The sequence below is a fragment of the Streptococcus lishijunsis genome, assembly GCF_047290665.1.
GTDB lineage: Bacteria > Bacillota > Bacilli > Lactobacillales > Streptococcaceae > Streptococcus.
In genome coordinates, this window is sequence record NZ_JBLBUC010000001.1 from 194,380 (window position 1) to 212,970 (window position 18,591).

Consider the following 18,591-nt stretch of genomic DNA (forward strand, 5'->3'; position numbering starts at 1 on the left):
TATGAATACTGATGATACGATTACGATTTATGACGTCGCAAGAGAAGCTGGCGTGTCTATGGCGACTGTTAGCCGTGTTGTTAATGGCAACAAAAATGTCAAGGAAAATACAAGGCAGAAGGTTTTAGAAGTCATTGAGCGTTTAGATTACCGTCCGAATGCTGTTGCACGCGGCTTAGCAAGCAAAAAAACAACCACAGTTGGCGTTGTTATTCCTAATATTGCTAATGCTTATTTTTCCAATTTAGCCCGTGGTATTGATGATATTGCTGCCATGTACAAGTACAATATCGTCCTAGCCTCAAGCGATGAGGATGACGAAAAAGAAATCAATGTGGTTAATTCCCTACTAGCCAAACAGGTAGATGGCATTATCTTTATGGGTTACCATTTGACAGAGAAGTTACGTGTGGAATTTTCACGCTCACGTACTCCTATTGTCTTAGCAGGTACGGTTGATTTGACAGGGGAGCTTCCAAGTGTCAACATTGACTATAAAAAAGCAGTCGGCGATGTGATTGACTTACTCGCTAAGACAAATGATCAGATCGCTTTTGTATCTGGACCAATGATTGATGATATCAATGGTAAGGTACGTCTTGATGGTTACAAGGAAGGTCTTAAACGTAACAAACTTACTTTTAAAGAAGGTTTGGTTTTTGAGGCAAAATACCATTATCAAGACGGCTACAACCTAGCTCAGCGTGTCCTAAATTCTGGAGCGACAGCCGCTTATGTGGCTGATGATGAGCTAGCAGCAGGACTTCAAAATGGTTTGTTTGCAGCTGGGAAGTCAGTGCCAGAAGACTTTGAAATCATCACCAGCAATGACTCACCAGTCACGCAGTTTGCACGACCCAACCTCAGCTCAATTAGTCAGCCTGTCTATGATTTAGGGGCTGTGAGTATGCGCATGCTGACCAAAATCATGCACAAGGAAGATTTAGAGGAAAAAGAGATTTTCCTTAATCACGGTTTGGTTAAGCGTGGCTCAACTCGTTAAGAAAAAAGACCAGAAGTTAGTTACTTTTGGTCTTTTTCTTGCTGAAAAAAAAGAAAAAATACGCTATAATGATAAGTATTATGACAAATACAAAACTTAGAGTCAATATGCTGAGCTCTAGCGAAAAAGTACCAGGACAGGGTGTGTCAGGTGCTTATCGGGAGCTGATGCGTTTATTAAAGCGTGACGCTAGTGACCAGTTGTTATTGACAGAAAATCAGCGTGTCGTTGCAGATATTACGCATTATCATACGATTGATTTTCCTTTTTACCTATCGACTTTTGCCAAAGCGCGCGTGGGACGTCGTATTGGTTATGTGCATTTTTTGCCAGATACGCTAAAAGGTAGTTTAAAAATTCCTGCTTTTTTGAGCCCTTTAGTGGCTAAATATGTGACTAGTTTTTATAACCGTATGGACCATCTCGTAGTGGTGAATCCTAGTTTTATTGATGATTTGGTGGCATTTGGTATCAGGCGCGATAAGATTTCCTACATTCCAAATTTTGTCAATAAAGAAAAATGGTTTAGGCCTTCTCAAGAAGAGATAGGTCAACTCCGTCATAAGTACGGCTGGCAAGATAAGGACTTTGTGGTACTTGGTGCAGGGCAAATTCAAAAACGAAAAGGCATAGATGATTTTGTCGCTTTAGCTAAGGAACATCCTGATATTGAATTTGTCTGGGCTGGTGGTTTTTCATTTGGTGGCATGACAGATGGTTATGACAAATATAAAAAACTGATGAAACACCCTCCTAACAATCTGACTTTCACAGGTATTGTTGATGCCGATGAGATGAGACAGCTCTATGGGGCGTGTGATGTCTTTTTATTGCCAAGTTTCAATGAACTGTTTCCTATGACCATCTTAGAGGCAGCCGCTTGCGGTGCTCCTGTTATGCTCCGTGATTTGGAGCTTTATCGTATTATTTTAGAGGGTATGTATTTCCCAGCTAAGGATAAGGCAGCCATGGGTGCAGGTCTCCTAGAATTAAAGCAAAACACTCAGCAATTAGAGCACTTAAAAGAACAGTCAGCTTTGATTTCAAAGACTTACTCTGAGGAGCGTTTGCTTGAGATTTGGTTAGACTTTTATCAGCAACAAGCTAAATTACACACACAGGAGAGTTAGCATGCGTATTGGTTTATTTACAGATACTTATTTTCCCCAAGTCTCAGGTGTTGCAACAAGTATTCGGACGCTAAAGGAAGAGTTGGAAAAACAAGGACATGATGTCTATATTTTTACTAGCACTGACCCTGAGGTTAAGCGTTATGAGGACCCCACTATTATTCGTCTGCCAAGTATTCCGTTTGTGTCGTTTACCGATAGGCGTGTCGTTTATCGTGGCTTGATGTCTTCTTATAAGATTGCCAAAGACTATCAGCTAGATATCATCCATACACAGACGGAATTTAGTATGGGGCTTTTGGGCAAATGGATTGCAAGTGCTCTTCATATCCCTGTTGTGCATACTTATCATACGCAATACGAAGATTATGTCGGCTATATTGCTAAAGGTCGCTTGATAAAGCCAGGGATGGTCAAATACATCATTAGAGGCTTTATGAGTGATTTAGATGGTGTGATTTGTCCATCACGTATTGTCTTAAATCTCTTAGAGGGCTATCATGTCCGTATCCCTAAGCGTATCATTCCCACAGGAATTGCTGTGGAAAACTATATTCGTGAGGACATTAGCCAAGCTGATAGACATCGTCTTCGTAGTGAGCTGGGGATTGCAGAAGATGAGACTATGCTGATGAGTCTATCTCGTGTCTCGTCTGAAAAAAATATTCAGGCTATTGTCAAGAGTCTGCCTAGCATTCTCTCTAAAAATGACAAGGTTAAGCTTGTCATCGTAGGTGATGGTCCTTATCTTGAGACCTTGAAGGACTTATCGCATTCTCTTGACTTAGATGAGCATATTGTCTTTACAGGAATGATTGCCCATGATAAAGTAGCCTATTATTATAAAGCGTGTGATTTCTTTATCTCAGCGTCCACTAGCGAAACACAGGGGCTGACTTACATTGAGAGTCTAGCGAGTCGCAGACCTATCATTGCGCAATCTAATCCTTATTTAGATGATGTCATTGATCATAAAATGTTTGGGACACTCTATGAGCATGAAGAAGATCTTGCTGATGCTGTGTTAGACGCGATCGCTGATACACCAGCCATTACAGATGCTAGGTATCAAAAGAAGCTCTATGCTATTTCTGCCCAGCATTTTGCGCGCTCTGTCTATAGTTTTTATTTGGATGTGTTGATTTCTCAGGAAAATCGCAAGCACAAAAAATTATCGTTGACGGTTAAAAAAGAAGGAACTGGCTTTACACGCACAGCTGTTAGGTTGCCTAAGCAAGTCATTAAGTTGACAGGCACAACTTCTAAAAAAGTAGTTCGTGCGCCTAAGCGCTTGATCAGTTCTCTAAAAGATTTTCTAGATTAAAAAAAGACTTGGTAACCCAAGTCTTTTTAGTCTGTTATTGATTTGAAGTGGCTTGTGCAATCATATCATTAAAGCGTTGTAATTGCTTATCTGTCATATGTGTCTTTTCTTCTGCAAAGAGACTGTCGAGCTGCTCTTTTGTAAAGTCTGAGGCTGTTTCTTGGATAGAATTGTAGAGGTTTTCAAATTCCTCATCACTCATCTTGTAGTTTTGCTCAAGCGAACTATTGAGTTGGGTCTCTGATAAGACTGAGCTCGCTTCAGGTGCTTGTGGCTCGACATAGTCTGATTGATTCAGAGTAAGCTTAGCTTCTAGTGTAGAGATACCAAGAGTCGAGCTATCTTTAAAGACTAGAGAAGCTGTCGCAGAGAGCTTACCATCTTTTGTTTCGGTGATGCGCAGACTAGATTTGTCAGAGAGATGAGAAGAGAGGTAATCACCTAGTTTTTGACCTTCCTCTAAATCCAACTCTTCTTGCAGTTGATTTAGCAACTTAGCCACTGTTGTTGTGGTCAGGGTAAGGATACTATCGTCACCAGATAGGCTAAAATCATTGTCATCGAGAGAGTCTAGCCAAGAATGATCGGATGAAAAATCCTCACTCCAATTATAATCGTGGTCTGAGATATCAGAGACATTGACATATTTGCCTGAAAAATCTTGAGTCTCAAAAGTGATAGGGTTAGCTTCGATAGCATTTTGCAGATGGACAAGGGCATCTAGGTTGACGTAAGTGTCATTACCGATGATGGTCATTTTGTAGTCTGGAAGAGTGCTATCTAGCTCTGAGAGATTTAGGGCAAAATCAGCTTTTTTGCCTTTAGACGAGACATTGCTTTTAGCTGTAAAGGATTTATTGACCCAGTTTTGTAGGTCACTGTTATCACCTGTTATCTTAGTGATAGTCGTTGTCAGCGTGTAGGATTGATTAGTCTGAGAGCTGTTTTCATCCAAGCGAGAGATGAAGGTCTCTTTAGCGCTTTTACCACAGGCAACTAATACAAGAAGCAAGGGCAAAAGGATTAGTAATTTTAGTTTTTTCATGTGTCCTTTTCCTCATCAAGCGCTAGAGGTAGCTAGGCTTGACTATTTCGTAACATTTTTGAGTGTCTGGAATTTTCCGTTTTTCACCTCTGTAAAGCCTTGCTCTTTGAGAGCATTAGAGCTCGACTTATAGCTGATATAGGCCACTTTAGCGTTAGGATTTGAGGCTTGACTTTGTGCACCAGCAAGCGAAACCACTTTGTTAGGATCAGCTTTAGTATAGTCGATGACGACTTTTTCAAGGACATAATGATCCCTATAAGTAAGGGTTTCAGTCACTCCTTTGATGTCCTGATAAGATTTTTGGACTTGGCTAAGTTGTTCCTTGATAACCTCTAAATCATCTGTCCCAGTGCTTTCTTTAAGGGCAGCATAGCCAATACGGTTTTCAGTGGTTTGCTTGATGACTTTATCACTGTCTTTTTTGGTGTAAAAAGTCACGCGAATATCCGTTCCATCTTCTTCATTAAAGAGTTGGAATTGTTTTTTTTGCGTCGCATTAGCCATAACGCGTGGGCTAATAATGACAGCTGCAGCTGTCAGGGCGACAAGTGTTGTAATCAGTTTTTTGGTGTGTTTACGGGATTTAGCCATAACACTCTCCTCTCTAGTGTACCATAAGATAGTCAATTGAGCTAATAAATAAAGCTCCATCAAGTCAACAAAATGCTTACTGCTCAAGCTTTCAGTAAGCGATAACATACATTTATAGTCTAGACTTTTTAGGAGATAATGTCAATGAAAAACGATGACATTTTAAGGAAAGATCTTGCCTTAAAAAATAATAATAAATGCTTGGAAAAATGAAGCTATCTATGGTATAATGTTGGGTGAAGACACGTTAGGTGATGGTCTATCTTTATGAGCGAGCGCTGGTTGGTGAAAAGAGCGCAAGGTAGTTTTACTTGATACTCCTTCCTAGATCTTGTGAAAACATAAGAGGATAGCAACCTTATAGCTAGTAGAGGTCTTGCGATTGTTAATGGCAGGATAAATGAAGGTGGAACCACGTTGCGACGTCCTTTTAGGAGTGTCGTTTTTTTATTGTTTTCAAAAACAGAGGTGAGACATGGACTTAAAAGAGTTAAAAAAGCGTAGCTTAGCCATCAGAGAAGCTTATAGAGAGCTAGAGCTAAAGCACCATCAAAAAGCTTGGACTATCGAAGAGGACTTACTAGCCTTATCTAATGACATCGGCAATCTTAATCGCCTAGCTATGACAAAGCTAGGACGTTATTATGATGAGACACCCTATTCTTTGGAGCAAAAGCTGGTTGAGAATATCTGGTGGTTAGTCGAGTTGTCAGAGCGCCTCTCCATTGATTTAGAAGGGGAAATGGAAGCCTTTTTAGCTGATAGAGAAGCTCATCTAAGCGTGCCAAAAGAAGATTAAGGAGATACATATGATTAACATTACTTTTCCAGACGGTGCTACTCGTGCTTTTGAGTCTGGTGTGACAACTGTTGAGATTGCTGAGACTATCAGCAAGTCACTAGCTAAAAAAGCTCTTGCAGGAAAGTTAAATGGTCAGTTGATTGATACGACACGTCCCATTGAGACAGATGGTAGCCTTGAGATTGTGACGCCTGAGCATGAGGATGCTCTTGCTATTTTACGTCACTCTGCTGCTCACCTTTTTGCACAAGCTGCGCGCAGACTTTTCCCAGATATCCATTTAGGTGTGGGACCTGCCATTCAAGATGGTTTTTACTATGATACTGATAATGCAGCAGGGCAAATCTCAAATGAAGATCTTCCTCGTATTGAAGAGGAGATGAAAGTCATTGTCAAAGAAAATTTCCCAAGCATCCGTGAGGAAGTCACTAAAGAAGAAGCGCGTGAGATTTTTAAAAACGATCCTTACAAGTTAGAACTTATCGAAGAGCATTCAGAAGATGAGGGAGGCTTGACGATTTACCGTCAGGGTGAGTATGTCGATCTTTGCCGTGGTCCACACGTGCCATCAACAGGTCGTATCCAAGTCTTTCACTTGCTTAATGTCGCTGGTGCTTACTGGAGAGGCGATAGCGACAACGCGATGATGCAGCGTGTCTATGGGACAGCTTGGTTTGATAAAAAAGATCTTAAACACTATCTCAAAATGCGAGAAGAAGCTAAAGAGCGTGATCATCGTAAATTAGGTAAAGAGCTTGACTTGTTTATGATTAGCCAAGAAGTCGGACAAGGCTTGCCGTTTTGGTTGCCAAATGGTGCAACCATTCGTCGCACACTTGAGCGCTATATCACTGATAAAGAGCTTGCATCAGGCTATGAGCATGTCTATACACCACCGCTTGCTTCTGTTGAACTTTATAAGACGTCGGGACACTGGGAGCATTATCAAGAAGATATGTTTCCAACTATGGATATGGGAGACGGAGAGGAATTTGTCCTTCGTCCGATGAACTGTCCTCATCATATCCAAGTCTATAAAAATCACGTTCGCTCTTATCGTGAATTGCCAGTGCGTATTGCAGAGCTTGGTATGATGCACCGCTATGAAAAATCAGGAGCTCTTTCAGGACTTCAACGTGTACGTGAGATGACCTTAAATGATGGTCATATCTTTGTCACACCAGAGCAGATTCAAGAAGAATTTAAGCGTGCTCTCAAGTTGATTATTGATGTCTATGAAGACTTCAACCTGACAGATTATCGTTTCCGCTTATCTTATCGTGATCCTAAAGACACTCACAAATATTATGATAATGATGAGATGTGGGAACATGCTCAAAGTATGCTCAAAGGGGCTATGGATGAGATGGAGCTTGAGTATTTTGAAGCTGAGGGTGAGGCTGCCTTTTACGGGCCTAAGCTAGATATTCAAGTCAAGACAGCCCTTGGTAATGAGGAGACTCTCTCAACTATTCAGCTAGACTTTCTCTTGCCTGAGCGTTTTGACCTTAAATACACAGGAGCAGATGGTGAAGAGCACCGTCCTGTGATGATTCACCGTGGGGTCATCTCGACTATGGAGCGCTTTACAGCCATTCTTATTGAGACTTATAAAGGTGCCTTCCCAACATGGCTGGCACCACAACAGGTGACTATCATCCCTATTTCAAACGAAGTACACACAGACTATGCTTGGCAAGTAGCCAATACTCTTCGTGATAAGGGCATTCGTGTTCAAGTGGATGAGCGTAACGAAAAAATGCAGTACAAGATTCGTCAAAGTCAGACTCAAAAAGTACCTTACCAGCTCATCGTAGGTGATAAGGAAATGGCAGACGGTACTGTTAATGTCCGTCGTTATGGTAGCAAGGAGACTCACACAGAGTCAGTAGCTGACTTTGTTGAGACTATCCTAGCTGATATTGCAAGAAAATCACGTCCACAAGAAGATTAAAAAAGAGGTGCTTGGCACCTCTTTTTAGTGTTTTAGAGAGTAGGTAGTATGTTAGAGGTTGAGGTGATTTATGCTATAATAGAGCTAACAAGGTGATGTGAGGAGAGATTGGGATGAGAGATGTCAGAGGGCAAAAAGTGTATTTGGAAAGACTGCCACTTGGCTTTTCTGGTTTGGTGCTGGCAACACTGGCTTTAGGACGCCTACTAGATAGGGTTTCGCCTGTCTTACACCTTGGCTTATTGGTCATAGGTGGATTGGCCTTGTTCTTTTTCATCGTCAAATTGCTCCTAACGCCACAGGCGACTTTGAAGCAGCTGGAAAATCCTGTGCAAGCCTCCTCTTTTGCCCCTTTTTTCATGGGCTTGTTGCTGTTTATAGCAGACTTGCCTTTGCCAAAGGCATTGGGGCTTGGCTTATGGTATTTGGTTGCCTTAGCATTCTTACTTTACTTACCCTTTTTTACCAAGCGCTTTGTCTTTGAACGGTGGGATTTACAAGCGGTCTATCCGACTTGGTTTATCGTCTATATTGGTGTGTCTATGATTGCCATCTCAGGTAGTCAATGGGAAGATTATCTTCTTGGACGCTGGGTATTACTTTTGGCGAGTAGCTTGTATCCTATCATGATAGGTCTTGTCTTTTGGCGATTAAGAAAGCATGGTATAGAAGAAGCTAAAAAACCCTTGCTTGCTGCGATTGCTGCGCCGACGGCTATTTTACTGACAGGTTATTTATCCCTTCCAGAAGCGCCAAATCCATATATGCTCTATCCCTTCTTAATCCTCTCCCAACTTATCTACGCTTATGTGCTAGGTCTTTTGATTCACTTGTCAAGACGCCTGCGATCGCTTTATTATACAGTGTTTTCCTTTCCTTTAGTCAGTACTAACACAGCTCTTAGTTTAGCTCTTGAGCGTACGAAGATTGGGCAGTATCCTTTTGTGTCATGGCTAAATGCCGTAGAGATGCTAGTCACAAGCCTTGCCGTTCTTTATATCTGGTATGTCGTGCTAGGAGAGTTGGCAAGTCAAAAATAGTTAGATAAGACTTGAGAAAGTCATTCGTTTTAAACAAGGACCTAGAAAGTTTTTCTAGGTTTTTTTGATAGTTGTGGTTTTGCCTTACTTTTGCCACAGTTTTGACGTTTATAGGTAGCGACATTTTGACGTCTTTTCGCTATACTATTAGAAGATGTTATCTAGTAGAGGAGGGCTTTATGGCTTTAGTGTATATTGCAGATGATGAGAAAAATATTAGGGAGTTGCTAGCCTCTTTTTTGAGGGATGAAGGGATTGAGGTGAGTATTTTTGAGACAGGTGACCAGCTCTTGTTGGCTTTTTTAGAGCGTCCCTGTGATGTGGTGATATTAGACGTTATGATGCCAGGTAGCAGTGGCTTTGAAACAGCTAGACATATTCGTAAGCGTTCTGATGTGCCTATTATTTTATTGACTGCTAGAGACAGTGATAGTGACTTTGTCGAAGGGTTCTCTTCGGGTGCTGATGATTATTTTAACAAGCCGTTTTCGCCACTCAAGCTTACGCTTAGGATAAAGGCTATCCTCTCACGCTCATCTACGCCTAAAGACAGCGCACAAGACCTATCTTATCATGGTTTAGTGCTCTCTAGTAAAGACCGCTCTGCCTCGTATGATAATAGAGCTATCAAGCTGACCAATACAGAATTTGAGCTCTTAAAGTGCTTACTAATAAAGCCAGAAGAAGCTGTGTCACGAGATGAATTACTCAACACCGTCTGGGGCTATGAGAGCGATGTGGAGACTAGAGTGACGGATGATACGATTAAGCGTTTGCGTAAAAAATTGAGAGGAGTAGAGAGTCATGTCCTTATTGAGACAGTTTGGGGCTATGGTTTCAAACTTCATTACAAGGCTTAGGAAAAAGGATAAAAAACACCATCTGACACTTCGGACAACGCTTTTTGTCCAACCCTTAGCCATTATCTTACTAGCGTTTATAGCCATAGTCGTGGTCTTTAATATAGCACTGTCTTATTTTATCAATGAACAAGCAGATAGTGCTATTGATAATCAATATCAAATGTTAGATGCGCTCTTTTTAGGAAAAAGTGTCCCTAGCCAATCACGTATGACTATTTTTGCGACAACCTATATGATTGTCGATAGTGACTTTAAGACGCAGTACATTTCGACGTCTATGGATGATGTTGAAGATGATGCTGTCTCTGAAGAGATTGCAGGCTATCTTTATCAGCATGATAAGGCGTTTCCTTTTGAAGAGGATTTTGATGACGTTGACGATAGAGATGAAAGGGAGTTTGTTGCCCCTCAAAAAGTCGCAAGGACGGTAACGCTCGATGATAAGACCTATGTGCTTGAGATGGCGACTTATGTCGGAAAGCTTAGTGATTATTATATTTCGGCTAGTCAAGGTGAGTTGGCTAAGCCCTATTATGTATTTGTTTTTGTCGATATTACGCCTGCTCGCTACATGAGTGTCTGGGTGAGTATTGTCCTTTTGGTTTTGATGGGGGTGACAGGACTTTTGGCTAGCCTTTTGGTTTATGTGACATCTAAGAAGCTTGATAATGCCTTTAGTAGCCTGAGTGCTGATATAACACGTGTCGGCAATGGTGAGATGAGAGAGGTCAAAATGCTTCCTTATCACGAGTTCAATGAGGTCTTGGCTACGGTAGATCGTATGAGTCAGATGATTGATGCGAATCGGCGTAGTCAGCAGATCTTCTTTCAAAATGCCTCTCATGAGTTGAGAACACCCCTCATGTCTATCCAAGGTTATGCTGAGGGCTTGCGTGAGGGCGTTATCAAAGATAGCCAAGCAGCAGCTGATGTCATTTATCAAGAAAGCCAAAAAATGGGCGAGTTGGTGGATGACATCTTGACCCTCTCTAAGATGGAAACAACGCAGACAAAACTTCATTTAGAGTCCCTTGTTCTGGATGACTTGCTTTATGATGTCAGCTGGCGTCTCAAGCAAAAAGCGGATGCTAAAGGTATTTCTTTTAGGCATGATTTTCAGGATGAGGGCGTTGAGATACTGGTGGATGAGAGTCTGTTTGAGAGAGCAATGTTAAATATCCTCTCTAATGCGGTGCGCTATGCTAAAACATATATTAGCATCACCACTTGTCAAAAGCAGCAGGCTGTTTTAATTGGTATCAGTAATGACGGCCCTGCTATTGCTGAGGATGACTTAGAGCATTTGTTTGAGCGTTTTTATAAGGGTAAAGATGGCCATTTTGGTATCGGGTTATCCATAACCAAGGACATCATTGAGCGTCACCAAGGACAGATAGAGGTGACATCTTCAAAAGAGCAGACGACCTTTAGCATTTATCTGCCTCAAAAAAGGTAATTTGCCACAAGTCTGCCACACTTTTTCCACGATATGACCGAGAATTGCAGTAGCCTTCAAGCTATAATAAGAGTATCAATTAGGAAAAACAGAGGTAAGAACAATGGCATTTAAAGATAATGTGAAAACGCGTGCTCAAAAACTTCAAAAAAGTATGACCAAAAATTGGAAAAAGACCCTTCTTTTCAGTGCAGCTTTCTTAGCCGTTGGTGGCGCAGGTGTGATGATTGGCAGTCGTACGACGGAGTTTGCGACAGAATTTAGAGAAGCAACTGGTGATAGTGACTCCTTTATGGGCAATATGCCACAAGAGCAAATGGGGGCTAACATGAGTGGTCAAGGTGATGGATACTTTGATGATCGTGATGAGCAAAATAGCACATCTTATCATTATGAGACGACTATGACCTATGATGAATGGACTAAGGCTGTCAATAACTCTAGCCTGTCGTCAGAAGACAAGAAGACCTTCTTAGCAGCTCTTGAGAAGACCAAGGACAATATCAATAAAGTTGCCTCACTTAATACAGAGTGGGAAAAACTCTATACAGACAACTTTTATAACTTAGAATCTGAATTTTCAAGCCTTATGTCAAAACATAAGAATCTGTGGGCTAAGATTGACGAACATGTAGATAGCCTAGGTGAGCTTGATACAGATGACTTTGTCGATATCAAGCAAGCCATCAATCGCTCAAGTCTATCTGATAGCGAGAAGTCAGACTTGTTAGCTGACTTGGATAGCTTAAAATCCCTAAAAGAACAGTATTCTAAGGCCTATGCGACCTATGTCGAAAAATCAGCGTCTCTAGAAGAAGAGCTAAGAACAGCACAAAATGCGATTCAAACGACTCTAAAAGACAACAAGGTCACAAGTACGATGCTCTCAGAAGTCTTTGGTGGTGGTCATGACAAACACCGAGACTTTGATGATGATGACCATGATTCAGATGATGACAATGATTGGTTCTAAAGAAAAGCTCACATCTTTTGATGTGAGCTTTTTGCTTTTTCTTTGTTATAATAAAGAAAAGGAGATTACATGCGACAGACTTATCATCTCAAGATTCGCTCACAAGAGGATTTCTATCACTACTATCAGCACTACAAAGCCGCCTTGTTTTGGTGTCGGTTTGGCTTTGACCTCACGACCTGCCAAGATTTATTGCTTTTAGGACTTGACCCTAGGGAACATCAGATTGGCTCTAAGACCTTTAGGTATTTTTGGTCCAAGACTAAGACTTGGACAGCTAAAGAGCGCTTGCAGTTTTTCTTGGATGTCTTGGAGATGCCAGACGAGCTATCAGGGCGTTTAGAAGAAAATAGAGAGCTCGTGGCTCGTTTTGATCCTTCTCTAGCCCCGCATGATCGTCTTTTTTTAGACTTGGCTGATTTGGTGGATAAGGCTTTTCCCAAAAGAAGTCTGGCTCTTGAAGGGCGCCTAGAGAGACGAATTCATCAGTTGCGTTATGTTTTATCAAGCCAGCAAGCCGAATTTGTTCGTTGTCATTATCAAAAAGAGGGGATGTCTGATGCTTTGGCGCTAGCCAGGTATCTAAAGACCCTACCACGAAAGCGGTACGCTTTTAGGCACTCGTCACGTCTGCATAATAAAAAAAGGTTCAACAAGGGTAGCTGGTCTTTTCCTGAAGGCAAGGAGAGCTATAATATTAAGATTTTGATAGATTTTCATACAGAGTTTATTCTCTCTAGTTGTGGGTATTTTTTAAATGAAGTTGATGCTCGTGTGCTCAGAGAAGCAGGTATTGTCAATGGAGCGAGTTTTAATTATGGTAATGTTGGTGCACGTCATTGGGATTTAGATGTGACGACGATTCGACCGCACGACCCTATGTTTCGAAATCGTATCGCTAGAGCCTACCGTGCTCCTAATACGACCTATTTTCCTTTGTCAAAAGACTATCATAAGAAGTACCCCAATAGTCAATTTAGCCACACAGGTGCTTTTTCGACAGAGGGTAAGAGCCTGTATTATAAGCTAAAACAAGCCAAGACAGCTTTTAAGCGTCTGTTAAAAAACGTCTAAAATAAAAAACACCCTAAGGTGTTTTTATTATTCAGCAGCTTCTTCCCAGCGTTTTGCTAAGCGACGCGAGAAGCTTGAGATAGCGAAGTTAATGATAAAATAAAGTCCAGCGACGATACCATAGAGGGTAAAGACTTGGTCCACTTCAAAATAGCGCCCCATCAGGATTTGACTCTTGCCAAAAAGCTCCTGGATAGCAATGACTGAATAAAGAAGTGAGGTGTCTTTGATGACGGTGACAAATTGTGAGATAATGGCTGGAAGCATTTTTCGAAAAGCTTGTGGAAAGATGATATAGACAAAAATTTGCCATTGTCTAAAACCTTGAGACAAGCCTGCCTCGGTCTGACCAGGGTCGATAGCATTTAGCCCCCCACGAATGATTTCCGCTAAAGCAGCGGAGGTAAAGACCGTAAATGATGTGATTCCTGCAGGGGTTGACTTCATTTGAAAGACAAGAAAAATGATGAAAATCCACAAGAGGTTGGGAACATTACGGACAAATTCGATATAGATACTAGCTGTCCATTTGAGTAAGGGGTTGTGGCTATTGCGCATAACAGCCAAGATAATCCCAAAAATCATAGACAAGATAATCGCAAAAAACGAAATATATAAGGTCAGTCCTAATCCCTCAAGGATAAAGAGGAGATTGGTTTTAGTGAGTATTGCTGACATAAGCTCCTCCTAAAGTGAGTATGATTCTTTATTGGCATTTTCCATACGGCGTGCCCAAGTGGCAAGTGGAAAGCACAAGATAAAGTAGAGAATAGCGGCTCCTACAAAGGCTGGAACATAGCTAGTCGTATCATAAGCCCATGTTTTAGCGACAAACATGATATCAACACCTGAGATAATGGCAACCGTTGAGGTATTTTTGATTAAGTTGACGACTTGGTTGGCCATAGGTGGTAGAATGACACGAAAGGCTTGCGGTAGGATAATCAAACTCATCGTTTGCTTGTAGGTAAAACCTTGAGATAGCGCCGCTTCAGTCTGTCCACGAGGGATAGACTCAATGCCTGAGCGAATAACCTCAGAGATATAAGCGCCATGATAGATACCGACACAGATAATTGAGGTCAAAAAAGCATTGATCATGATACCACCGTTTGTAATGATAGCAAGTCCATAATACACCACGACAAATTGTACTAAGAGTGGTGTGTTTTGAAAGACTTCGACATAGATACGCGCGATAAGGCGTAGCCATTTATTTTTGGTAGACGATAAGGCACCAAAGACGATGCCTAAACAGAGTGCTAAGATAAGCGCTCCAATAGACATCCCAAGAGTGTAGAGAAAACCTTTTGCAAATTCGCCAAAATGAGCAAAAAAATCAGCCCAACGTGATAAGGCAAAAGGACTGGTCGTTAAGATAGTCATAAGCCCTCCTTTTATGAGTTTGACTTGGCAGGGGTTAAGTCGTAGCGTTTGTAGATTTTTTCTAGGCTACCGTCTGACTTCCACTGCTTTAGGAGTTGGTTGATATAAGCTGTTAATTCGGTATTGGATTTTTTGGTGGCGATACCGTATTCTTGGGTATTAAAGCCTTGTGAGAGTATCTTGGTCTTTTGACTGCGATAACCGGATAAGATAGACTTATCCACCGAAAAAGCTTGAATGCGGTGAGCATATAGCGAGATAGCTAGCTCTGGGTAAGACCCTAGCTGGACAAAGTTAAAGTTGAGATGATGGGCTTTGCCATATTCTTCAATCAAAGCTTTTGTTGTTGAGCCTTGGGCTACTCCTATTGTTTGTTTATTAAGGTCTTTGATGGTATTGATACCACTTGATTTAGTGACAAGAAATCCGACTTCATCAGTGTAGTAGGGTTCTGAAAAGTTGTAGGATTTTTGGCGTTCGTCAGTGATAGTGTAGGTAGCAATGACCATATCAACTTGCCCATTATCCATAACCGCCTCACGCGTCTGAGCAGTGACTGGGACGTACTCTATCTTAACCCCCATACTTTTAGCGATTTTATTGGCAATATCAATCTCCATGCCTTCGTAGTTTTTAGACTCAGCACTATAATAGCCAAAGTTGGGAACATCTTGCTTGACACCTACGGTGAGGACACCTTTATCTTGGATTTTTTTGACTTGTGCAGAAGTACTCTCCAAGGCATGTGTCATGGGAGATAAGAGAATAGAAGTGATAAGGGCTAAAAACAAAACACCAATTGTTTTTTTTACCATATTAGTCTCCTTTTTAGGTTGTGGTTACACGCTCACTTGTGTGATTGATGATGTTGCTTAAAAATTGTTGGGCACGCGCTTCAGTTGGGTGATCAAAAAAGCCATGAACATCTGTCGTATCGACTAGGATTTGCCCCTCAGCCATGAAAATGATACGATCAGCCACTTCACGCGCAAATCCCATCTCATGCGTGACCACAATCATATTCATCCCCTCACGAGCTAGATTTTGCATAACTGTAAGAACGTCACCGATAGTTTCTGGGTCTAGAGCAGATGTTGGCTCGTCAAATAAAAGCACCTTAGGTCGCATAGCCAATCCACGTGCAATTGCGACACGTTGCTTTTGACCACCAGACAACATAGCTGGGTAAGAATCTTTACGATCCCACATGTTAACATAAGTTAAAAATTTTTCAGCGATAGCTTCGGCTTCCTTTTTAGGCATGTCAAGGACTTTAATAGGAGCTAGTGTCACATTTTCTAACACTGTTTTGTGAGGATAGAGGTTGAAATGTTGGAAAACCATGCCAACTTCTTTACGGAGTTCAGCCAATTCTTTGTTACTGGCATTGGCTAATTCGTGTCCATGGACAATCAGACTCCCTGTATCAATAGATTCTAAAGCGTTCATTGTCCGAATCAAGGTTGATTTACCAGAGCCAGAAGGACCTAGTAATACGACTACTTGACCTTCTTCGATGTCAAGATTGATATCGCGTAGCGCATGATAATCACCATAATATTTATCGACATTTTTGTATTCAATAAGAGCCATAACAAACTTCTCCTCCTTTTGAACATAATACTGAAAATTTTGTTAGGTTTTATAACATTACGATCATATTGTAGCATAAAGGGACTTATCTTGTCAATTTTTTCAGAAAATTAGTGAAATATAGGCTAAACGATGTCCTTCAGATAACATAATAAAGTCTTTTTATAAGCGATAGCGATCTAAAGAAGATGGCTAGCATAGTCTTTGGTGTATTTATTTTATAAAATTTGATATAATGGCAATGTTAGCTTTGAATGATTCGATTGATAGAGAGAGCAATATAAAGAAAAGAGGAGGATTGATATGAAAAAAATTCTCGTTGTTGATGATGAAAAACCCATTTCTGATATTATCAAGTTTAATTTAAGCAAGGAAGGCTATGATGTGGTAGCGGCTTTTGATGGCAATCAAGCCCTTGTTTTATTTGAGAGCGAGTCGCCTGACTTGGTGATTCTTGATTTGATGTTGCCTGAAAAAGACGGGCTTGAGGTGGCGCGTGAGATTAGAAAGACAAGCCATGTCCCTATCATCATGCTATCAGCTAAAGATAGCGAGATTGATAAGGTTATTGGACTTGAGATTGGAGCAGATGATTATGTGACCAAGCCGTTTTCTAACCGTGAGCTTTTAGCTCGTGTCAAGGCTCATCTAAGACGGACTGAAAATATCGAGTCGGCAGTAGCTGAGGAAAATGAAGAAGCAGGCTCAAATATTATCACCATCTCAAATCTTCAAATCGTCCCAGATGCGTTTATTGCTAGAAAGCATGGTGAGGATATTGAGTTGACCCACCGTGAGTTTGAGCTGCTCTATCATTTAGCGACGCATGCAGGGCAGGTCATGACACGTGAGCATCTCTTAGAGACTGTCTGGGGTTATGATTACTTTGGCGATGTGAGGACGGTTGATGTGACGGTGCGTCGTCTGCGTGAAAAAATCGAAGACACCCCTAGCCGACCTGAGTATATCTTGACACGTCGAGGCGTCGGTTATTATATGAAAGATTATGGTTAATACATTACGAAACATTAGAACCTTTGAGTTTATTCTCTTGGTTTTGTTGGCTTTTGTAGGAATTTATTTTCTGTTTCTGACTTATCGCGATATTCGTCTTGTCAAAAATCTACGTATCCTAAATGATAAAGTCAGAAGCCTCATGGATGGTCAGCAGTCTGCTGATGTGGAGCTAAAAGGGGAGCCTGAGATTGTAGAGCTAGGGCGTAGCCTCAACGCTTTAAATCGTGCTTATCGCGCGACTCATGATAGCTTGGCACAGGAAAAAAATCGCCTTTCAAATGTCATTACCTATATGACCGATGGCGTCCTTGCGACCAATCGCTCTGGTCGTATCACGATGATAAATGAAATGGCGCAAAAGCAATTTAATTTAACCGAAGAAGACGCTCTAGGCAAGCCTTTGATTGCTATCTTGGGAGAGGACTTAGACTATTCTTATCGTGATTTAGTTGAAAAGACACCTGATTTGACGCTTTATCGTCGAGATGAAACAGGAGAGTTTGTGACCTTACGTATACGATTTGCACGTAATCGCCATGACAGTGGTTTTGTGACGGGGCTTGTGGCAGTGAGTCATGATGCGACTGAGCAGGAAAAGGAAGAGCGTGAGCGTAGGCTTTTTGTATCCAATGTTAGTCATGAGTTGCGCACGCCTTTGACCTCGGTCAAATCGTACCTTGAAGCACTAGATGAAGGCGCTCTAAAGGAAGAAGTAGCTCCGCAGTTTATCCGTGTCTCTCTTGATGAGACTAATCGGATGATGCGTATGATTTCAGACTTATTATCATTATCTCGTATCGATAATCACGTCACGCAGCTAGAAGTCGAAATGACTAATTTTATTGCTTTTATCACGGCTATTTTGAATCGCTTTGATCAAATCAATGCCAAACAAACCAATCAAAAACATATTGAAATCATCAGAGATTATCCGCTAAGTCCCATTTGGATGGAAATTGATACGGATAAGATGACACAGGTCTTAGACAACATCTTAAATAATGCTATCAAATATTCGCCAGATGGTGGCAGTATTACGGTGAGTTTGCAAACAACGGAAAATCAGCTTATTTTGTCTATCTCAGACAAAGGTTTGGGTATTCCAAAGAAAGACTTGCCTTTGATTTTTGACCGTTTTTACCGTGTTGATAAGGCCAGAAGCCGTGCCCAAGGTGGCACAGGCCTGGGACTTTCCATTGCTAAGGAAATTGTCAAATTACACAAAGGCTTTATCTGGGCCAAAAGTGATTATGGTAAGGGCTCGACCTTTACTATTGTCTTGCCTTATGATAAAGAAGCGGTCGTCTATGATGAATGGGAAGAAGGAGAAGGTTAAT

The 18,591-nt window shown here is 41.3% G+C and carries 18 protein-coding genes; 12 read left to right on the plus strand and 6 right to left on the minus strand.

Going from position 1 to position 18,591, the window contains the following annotated elements:
• Position 1: 1 nt before the first annotated feature.
• From ccpA to ACLN19_RS01040, 3 genes are all read left to right on the plus strand, one after another.
• A complete protein-coding gene (gene ccpA, locus ACLN19_RS01030; protein ID WP_413382167.1) occupies positions 2–1,003 on the plus strand; it encodes a catabolite control protein A in 1,002 nt (333 codons plus the stop codon).
• Positions 1,004–1,083: 80 nt separating this feature from the next.
• The gene (locus ACLN19_RS01035) at positions 1,084–2,133 is read left to right on the plus strand and encodes a glycosyltransferase family 4 protein (protein WP_413382170.1); all 1,050 of its coding nucleotides are present in this window, start codon (positions 1,084–1,086) and stop codon (positions 2,131–2,133) included.
• A 1-nt stretch (position 2,134) separates the two neighbouring features.
• Entirely contained in the window at positions 2,135–3,457 is a 1,323-nt protein-coding gene (locus ACLN19_RS01040) for a glycosyltransferase family 4 protein (protein ID WP_413382173.1), read from the plus strand.
• Positions 3,458–3,491: 34 nt separating this feature from the next.
• Here ACLN19_RS01040 and ACLN19_RS01045 read toward each other — a convergent pair whose 3' ends face one another.
• Together ACLN19_RS01045 and ACLN19_RS01050 are read right to left on the minus strand one after the other, a co-directional pair.
• Complete coding sequence (locus ACLN19_RS01045; protein WP_413382176.1) at positions 3,492–4,502, minus strand: hypothetical protein; 1,011 nt, start codon at positions 4,500–4,502, stop codon at positions 3,492–3,494.
• Between the two features lie 42 nt (positions 4,503–4,544).
• Positions 4,545–5,096, minus strand: coding sequence for a DUF1307 domain-containing protein (locus ACLN19_RS01050; protein ID WP_413382180.1), 552 nt, complete (start codon positions 5,094–5,096; stop codon positions 4,545–4,547).
• A gap of 475 nt (positions 5,097–5,571) precedes the next feature.
• Here ACLN19_RS01050 and ACLN19_RS01055 point away from each other — a divergent pair, with 475 nt between their 5' ends.
• The 7 genes from ACLN19_RS01055 to ACLN19_RS01085 all read left to right on the plus strand — a co-directional run bounded on the left by ACLN19_RS01055 (position 5,572) and on the right by ACLN19_RS01085 (position 13,258).
• Positions 5,572–5,895 carry a nucleoside triphosphate pyrophosphohydrolase family protein gene (locus tag ACLN19_RS01055; protein WP_413382184.1) on the plus strand — a complete coding sequence of 108 codons (324 nt, stop codon included), beginning with the start codon at positions 5,572–5,574 and terminating at the stop codon, positions 5,893–5,895.
• 10 nt (positions 5,896–5,905) lie between these two features.
• Entirely contained in the window at positions 5,906–7,852 is a 1,947-nt protein-coding gene (gene thrS, locus ACLN19_RS01060) for a threonine--tRNA ligase (RefSeq protein WP_413382187.1), read from the plus strand.
• 113 nt (positions 7,853–7,965) lie between these two features.
• Positions 7,966–8,892 carry an SLAC1 family transporter gene (locus tag ACLN19_RS01065; protein ID WP_413382189.1) on the plus strand — a complete coding sequence of 309 codons (927 nt, stop codon included), beginning with the start codon at positions 7,966–7,968 and terminating at the stop codon, positions 8,890–8,892.
• Between the two features lie 179 nt (positions 8,893–9,071).
• Positions 9,072–9,752, plus strand: coding sequence for a response regulator transcription factor (locus tag ACLN19_RS01070; protein ID WP_413382192.1), 681 nt, complete (start codon positions 9,072–9,074; stop codon positions 9,750–9,752).
• Positions 9,697–11,211 carry a sensor histidine kinase gene (locus ACLN19_RS01075; RefSeq protein ID WP_413382195.1) on the plus strand — a complete coding sequence of 505 codons (1,515 nt, stop codon included), beginning with the start codon at positions 9,697–9,699 and terminating at the stop codon, positions 11,209–11,211. Before ACLN19_RS01070 ends, ACLN19_RS01075 begins: the two co-directional genes overlap by 56 nt.
• Positions 11,212–11,314: 103 nt before the next feature.
• Complete coding sequence (locus tag ACLN19_RS01080; protein ID WP_413382198.1) at positions 11,315–12,184, plus strand: hypothetical protein; 870 nt, start codon at positions 11,315–11,317, stop codon at positions 12,182–12,184.
• A gap of 69 nt (positions 12,185–12,253) precedes the next feature.
• Entirely contained in the window at positions 12,254–13,258 is a 1,005-nt protein-coding gene (locus tag ACLN19_RS01085; RefSeq protein ID WP_413382201.1) for a DUF3114 domain-containing protein, read from the plus strand.
• A gap of 27 nt (positions 13,259–13,285) precedes the next feature.
• On the opposite strand, the gene ACLN19_RS01090 is transcribed toward ACLN19_RS01085, so the two are convergent.
• Genes ACLN19_RS01090 through ACLN19_RS01105 form a run of 4 tightly spaced genes read right to left on the minus strand, consistent with a single transcriptional unit; the run spans position 13,286 to position 16,237 of the window.
• A complete protein-coding gene (locus ACLN19_RS01090) occupies positions 13,286–13,936 on the minus strand; it encodes an amino acid ABC transporter permease (RefSeq protein ID WP_413382204.1) in 651 nt (216 codons plus the stop codon).
• Between the two features lie 9 nt (positions 13,937–13,945).
• Positions 13,946–14,644, minus strand: coding sequence for an amino acid ABC transporter permease (locus ACLN19_RS01095; RefSeq protein WP_413382208.1), 699 nt, complete (start codon positions 14,642–14,644; stop codon positions 13,946–13,948).
• An 11-nt stretch (positions 14,645–14,655) separates the two neighbouring features.
• Entirely contained in the window at positions 14,656–15,459 is an 804-nt protein-coding gene (locus ACLN19_RS01100) for a transporter substrate-binding domain-containing protein (RefSeq protein ID WP_413382211.1), read from the minus strand.
• A 13-nt stretch (positions 15,460–15,472) separates the two neighbouring features.
• Positions 15,473–16,237 (minus strand): amino acid ABC transporter ATP-binding protein, encoded by a 765-nt coding sequence (locus tag ACLN19_RS01105; protein ID WP_413382214.1) that lies wholly within the window; start codon positions 16,235–16,237, stop codon positions 15,473–15,475.
• A 303-nt stretch (positions 16,238–16,540) separates the two neighbouring features.
• Here ACLN19_RS01105 and yycF point away from each other — a divergent pair, with 303 nt between their 5' ends.
• Positions 16,541–17,251 (plus strand): response regulator YycF, encoded by a 711-nt coding sequence (gene yycF / locus ACLN19_RS01110; RefSeq protein ID WP_413382217.1) that lies wholly within the window; start codon positions 16,541–16,543, stop codon positions 17,249–17,251.
• The gene (gene vicK / locus ACLN19_RS01115; RefSeq protein WP_413382220.1) at positions 17,244–18,590 is read left to right on the plus strand and encodes a cell wall metabolism sensor histidine kinase VicK; all 1,347 of its coding nucleotides are present in this window, start codon (positions 17,244–17,246) and stop codon (positions 18,588–18,590) included. The genes yycF and vicK overlap by 8 nt, the downstream gene beginning before the upstream one ends.
• Position 18,591: the final 1 nt, after the last annotated feature.

What these genes read in the sequence shown, in the direction of transcription:
- ACLN19_RS01065 (WP_413382189.1), top strand. Translation starts at nt 7,966, where the DNA reads ATGAGAGATGTCAGAGGGCAAAAAGTGTATTTGGAAAGACTGCCACTT.
- ACLN19_RS01035 (WP_413382170.1), top strand. Translation starts at nt 1,084, where the DNA reads ATGACAAATACAAAACTTAGAGTCAATATGCTGAGCTCTAGCGAAAAA.
- ccpA (WP_413382167.1), top strand. Translation starts at nt 2, where the DNA reads ATGAATACTGATGATACGATTACGATTTATGACGTCGCAAGAGAAGCT.
- ACLN19_RS01050 (WP_413382180.1), bottom strand. Translation starts at nt 5,096, where the DNA reads ATGGCTAAATCCCGTAAACACACCAAAAAACTGATTACAACACTTGTC.
- ACLN19_RS01105 (WP_413382214.1), bottom strand. Translation starts at nt 16,237, where the DNA reads ATGGCTCTTATTGAATACAAAAATGTCGATAAATATTATGGTGATTAT.
- ACLN19_RS01055 (WP_413382184.1), top strand. Translation starts at nt 5,572, where the DNA reads ATGGACTTAAAAGAGTTAAAAAAGCGTAGCTTAGCCATCAGAGAAGCT.
- ACLN19_RS01090 (WP_413382204.1), bottom strand. Translation starts at nt 13,936, where the DNA reads ATGTCAGCAATACTCACTAAAACCAATCTCCTCTTTATCCTTGAGGGA.
- yycF (WP_413382217.1), top strand. Translation starts at nt 16,541, where the DNA reads ATGAAAAAAATTCTCGTTGTTGATGATGAAAAACCCATTTCTGATATT.
- thrS (WP_413382187.1), top strand. Translation starts at nt 5,906, where the DNA reads ATGATTAACATTACTTTTCCAGACGGTGCTACTCGTGCTTTTGAGTCT.
- ACLN19_RS01070 (WP_413382192.1), top strand. Translation starts at nt 9,072, where the DNA reads ATGGCTTTAGTGTATATTGCAGATGATGAGAAAAATATTAGGGAGTTG.
- vicK (WP_413382220.1), top strand. Translation starts at nt 17,244, where the DNA reads ATGGTTAATACATTACGAAACATTAGAACCTTTGAGTTTATTCTCTTG.
- ACLN19_RS01100 (WP_413382211.1), bottom strand. Translation starts at nt 15,459, where the DNA reads ATGGTAAAAAAAACAATTGGTGTTTTGTTTTTAGCCCTTATCACTTCT.
- ACLN19_RS01080 (WP_413382198.1), top strand. Translation starts at nt 11,315, where the DNA reads ATGGCATTTAAAGATAATGTGAAAACGCGTGCTCAAAAACTTCAAAAA.
- ACLN19_RS01095 (WP_413382208.1), bottom strand. Translation starts at nt 14,644, where the DNA reads ATGACTATCTTAACGACCAGTCCTTTTGCCTTATCACGTTGGGCTGAT.
- ACLN19_RS01085 (WP_413382201.1), top strand. Translation starts at nt 12,254, where the DNA reads ATGCGACAGACTTATCATCTCAAGATTCGCTCACAAGAGGATTTCTAT.
- ACLN19_RS01040 (WP_413382173.1), top strand. Translation starts at nt 2,135, where the DNA reads ATGCGTATTGGTTTATTTACAGATACTTATTTTCCCCAAGTCTCAGGT.
- ACLN19_RS01075 (WP_413382195.1), top strand. Translation starts at nt 9,697, where the DNA reads ATGTCCTTATTGAGACAGTTTGGGGCTATGGTTTCAAACTTCATTACA.
- ACLN19_RS01045 (WP_413382176.1), bottom strand. Translation starts at nt 4,502, where the DNA reads ATGAAAAAACTAAAATTACTAATCCTTTTGCCCTTGCTTCTTGTATTA.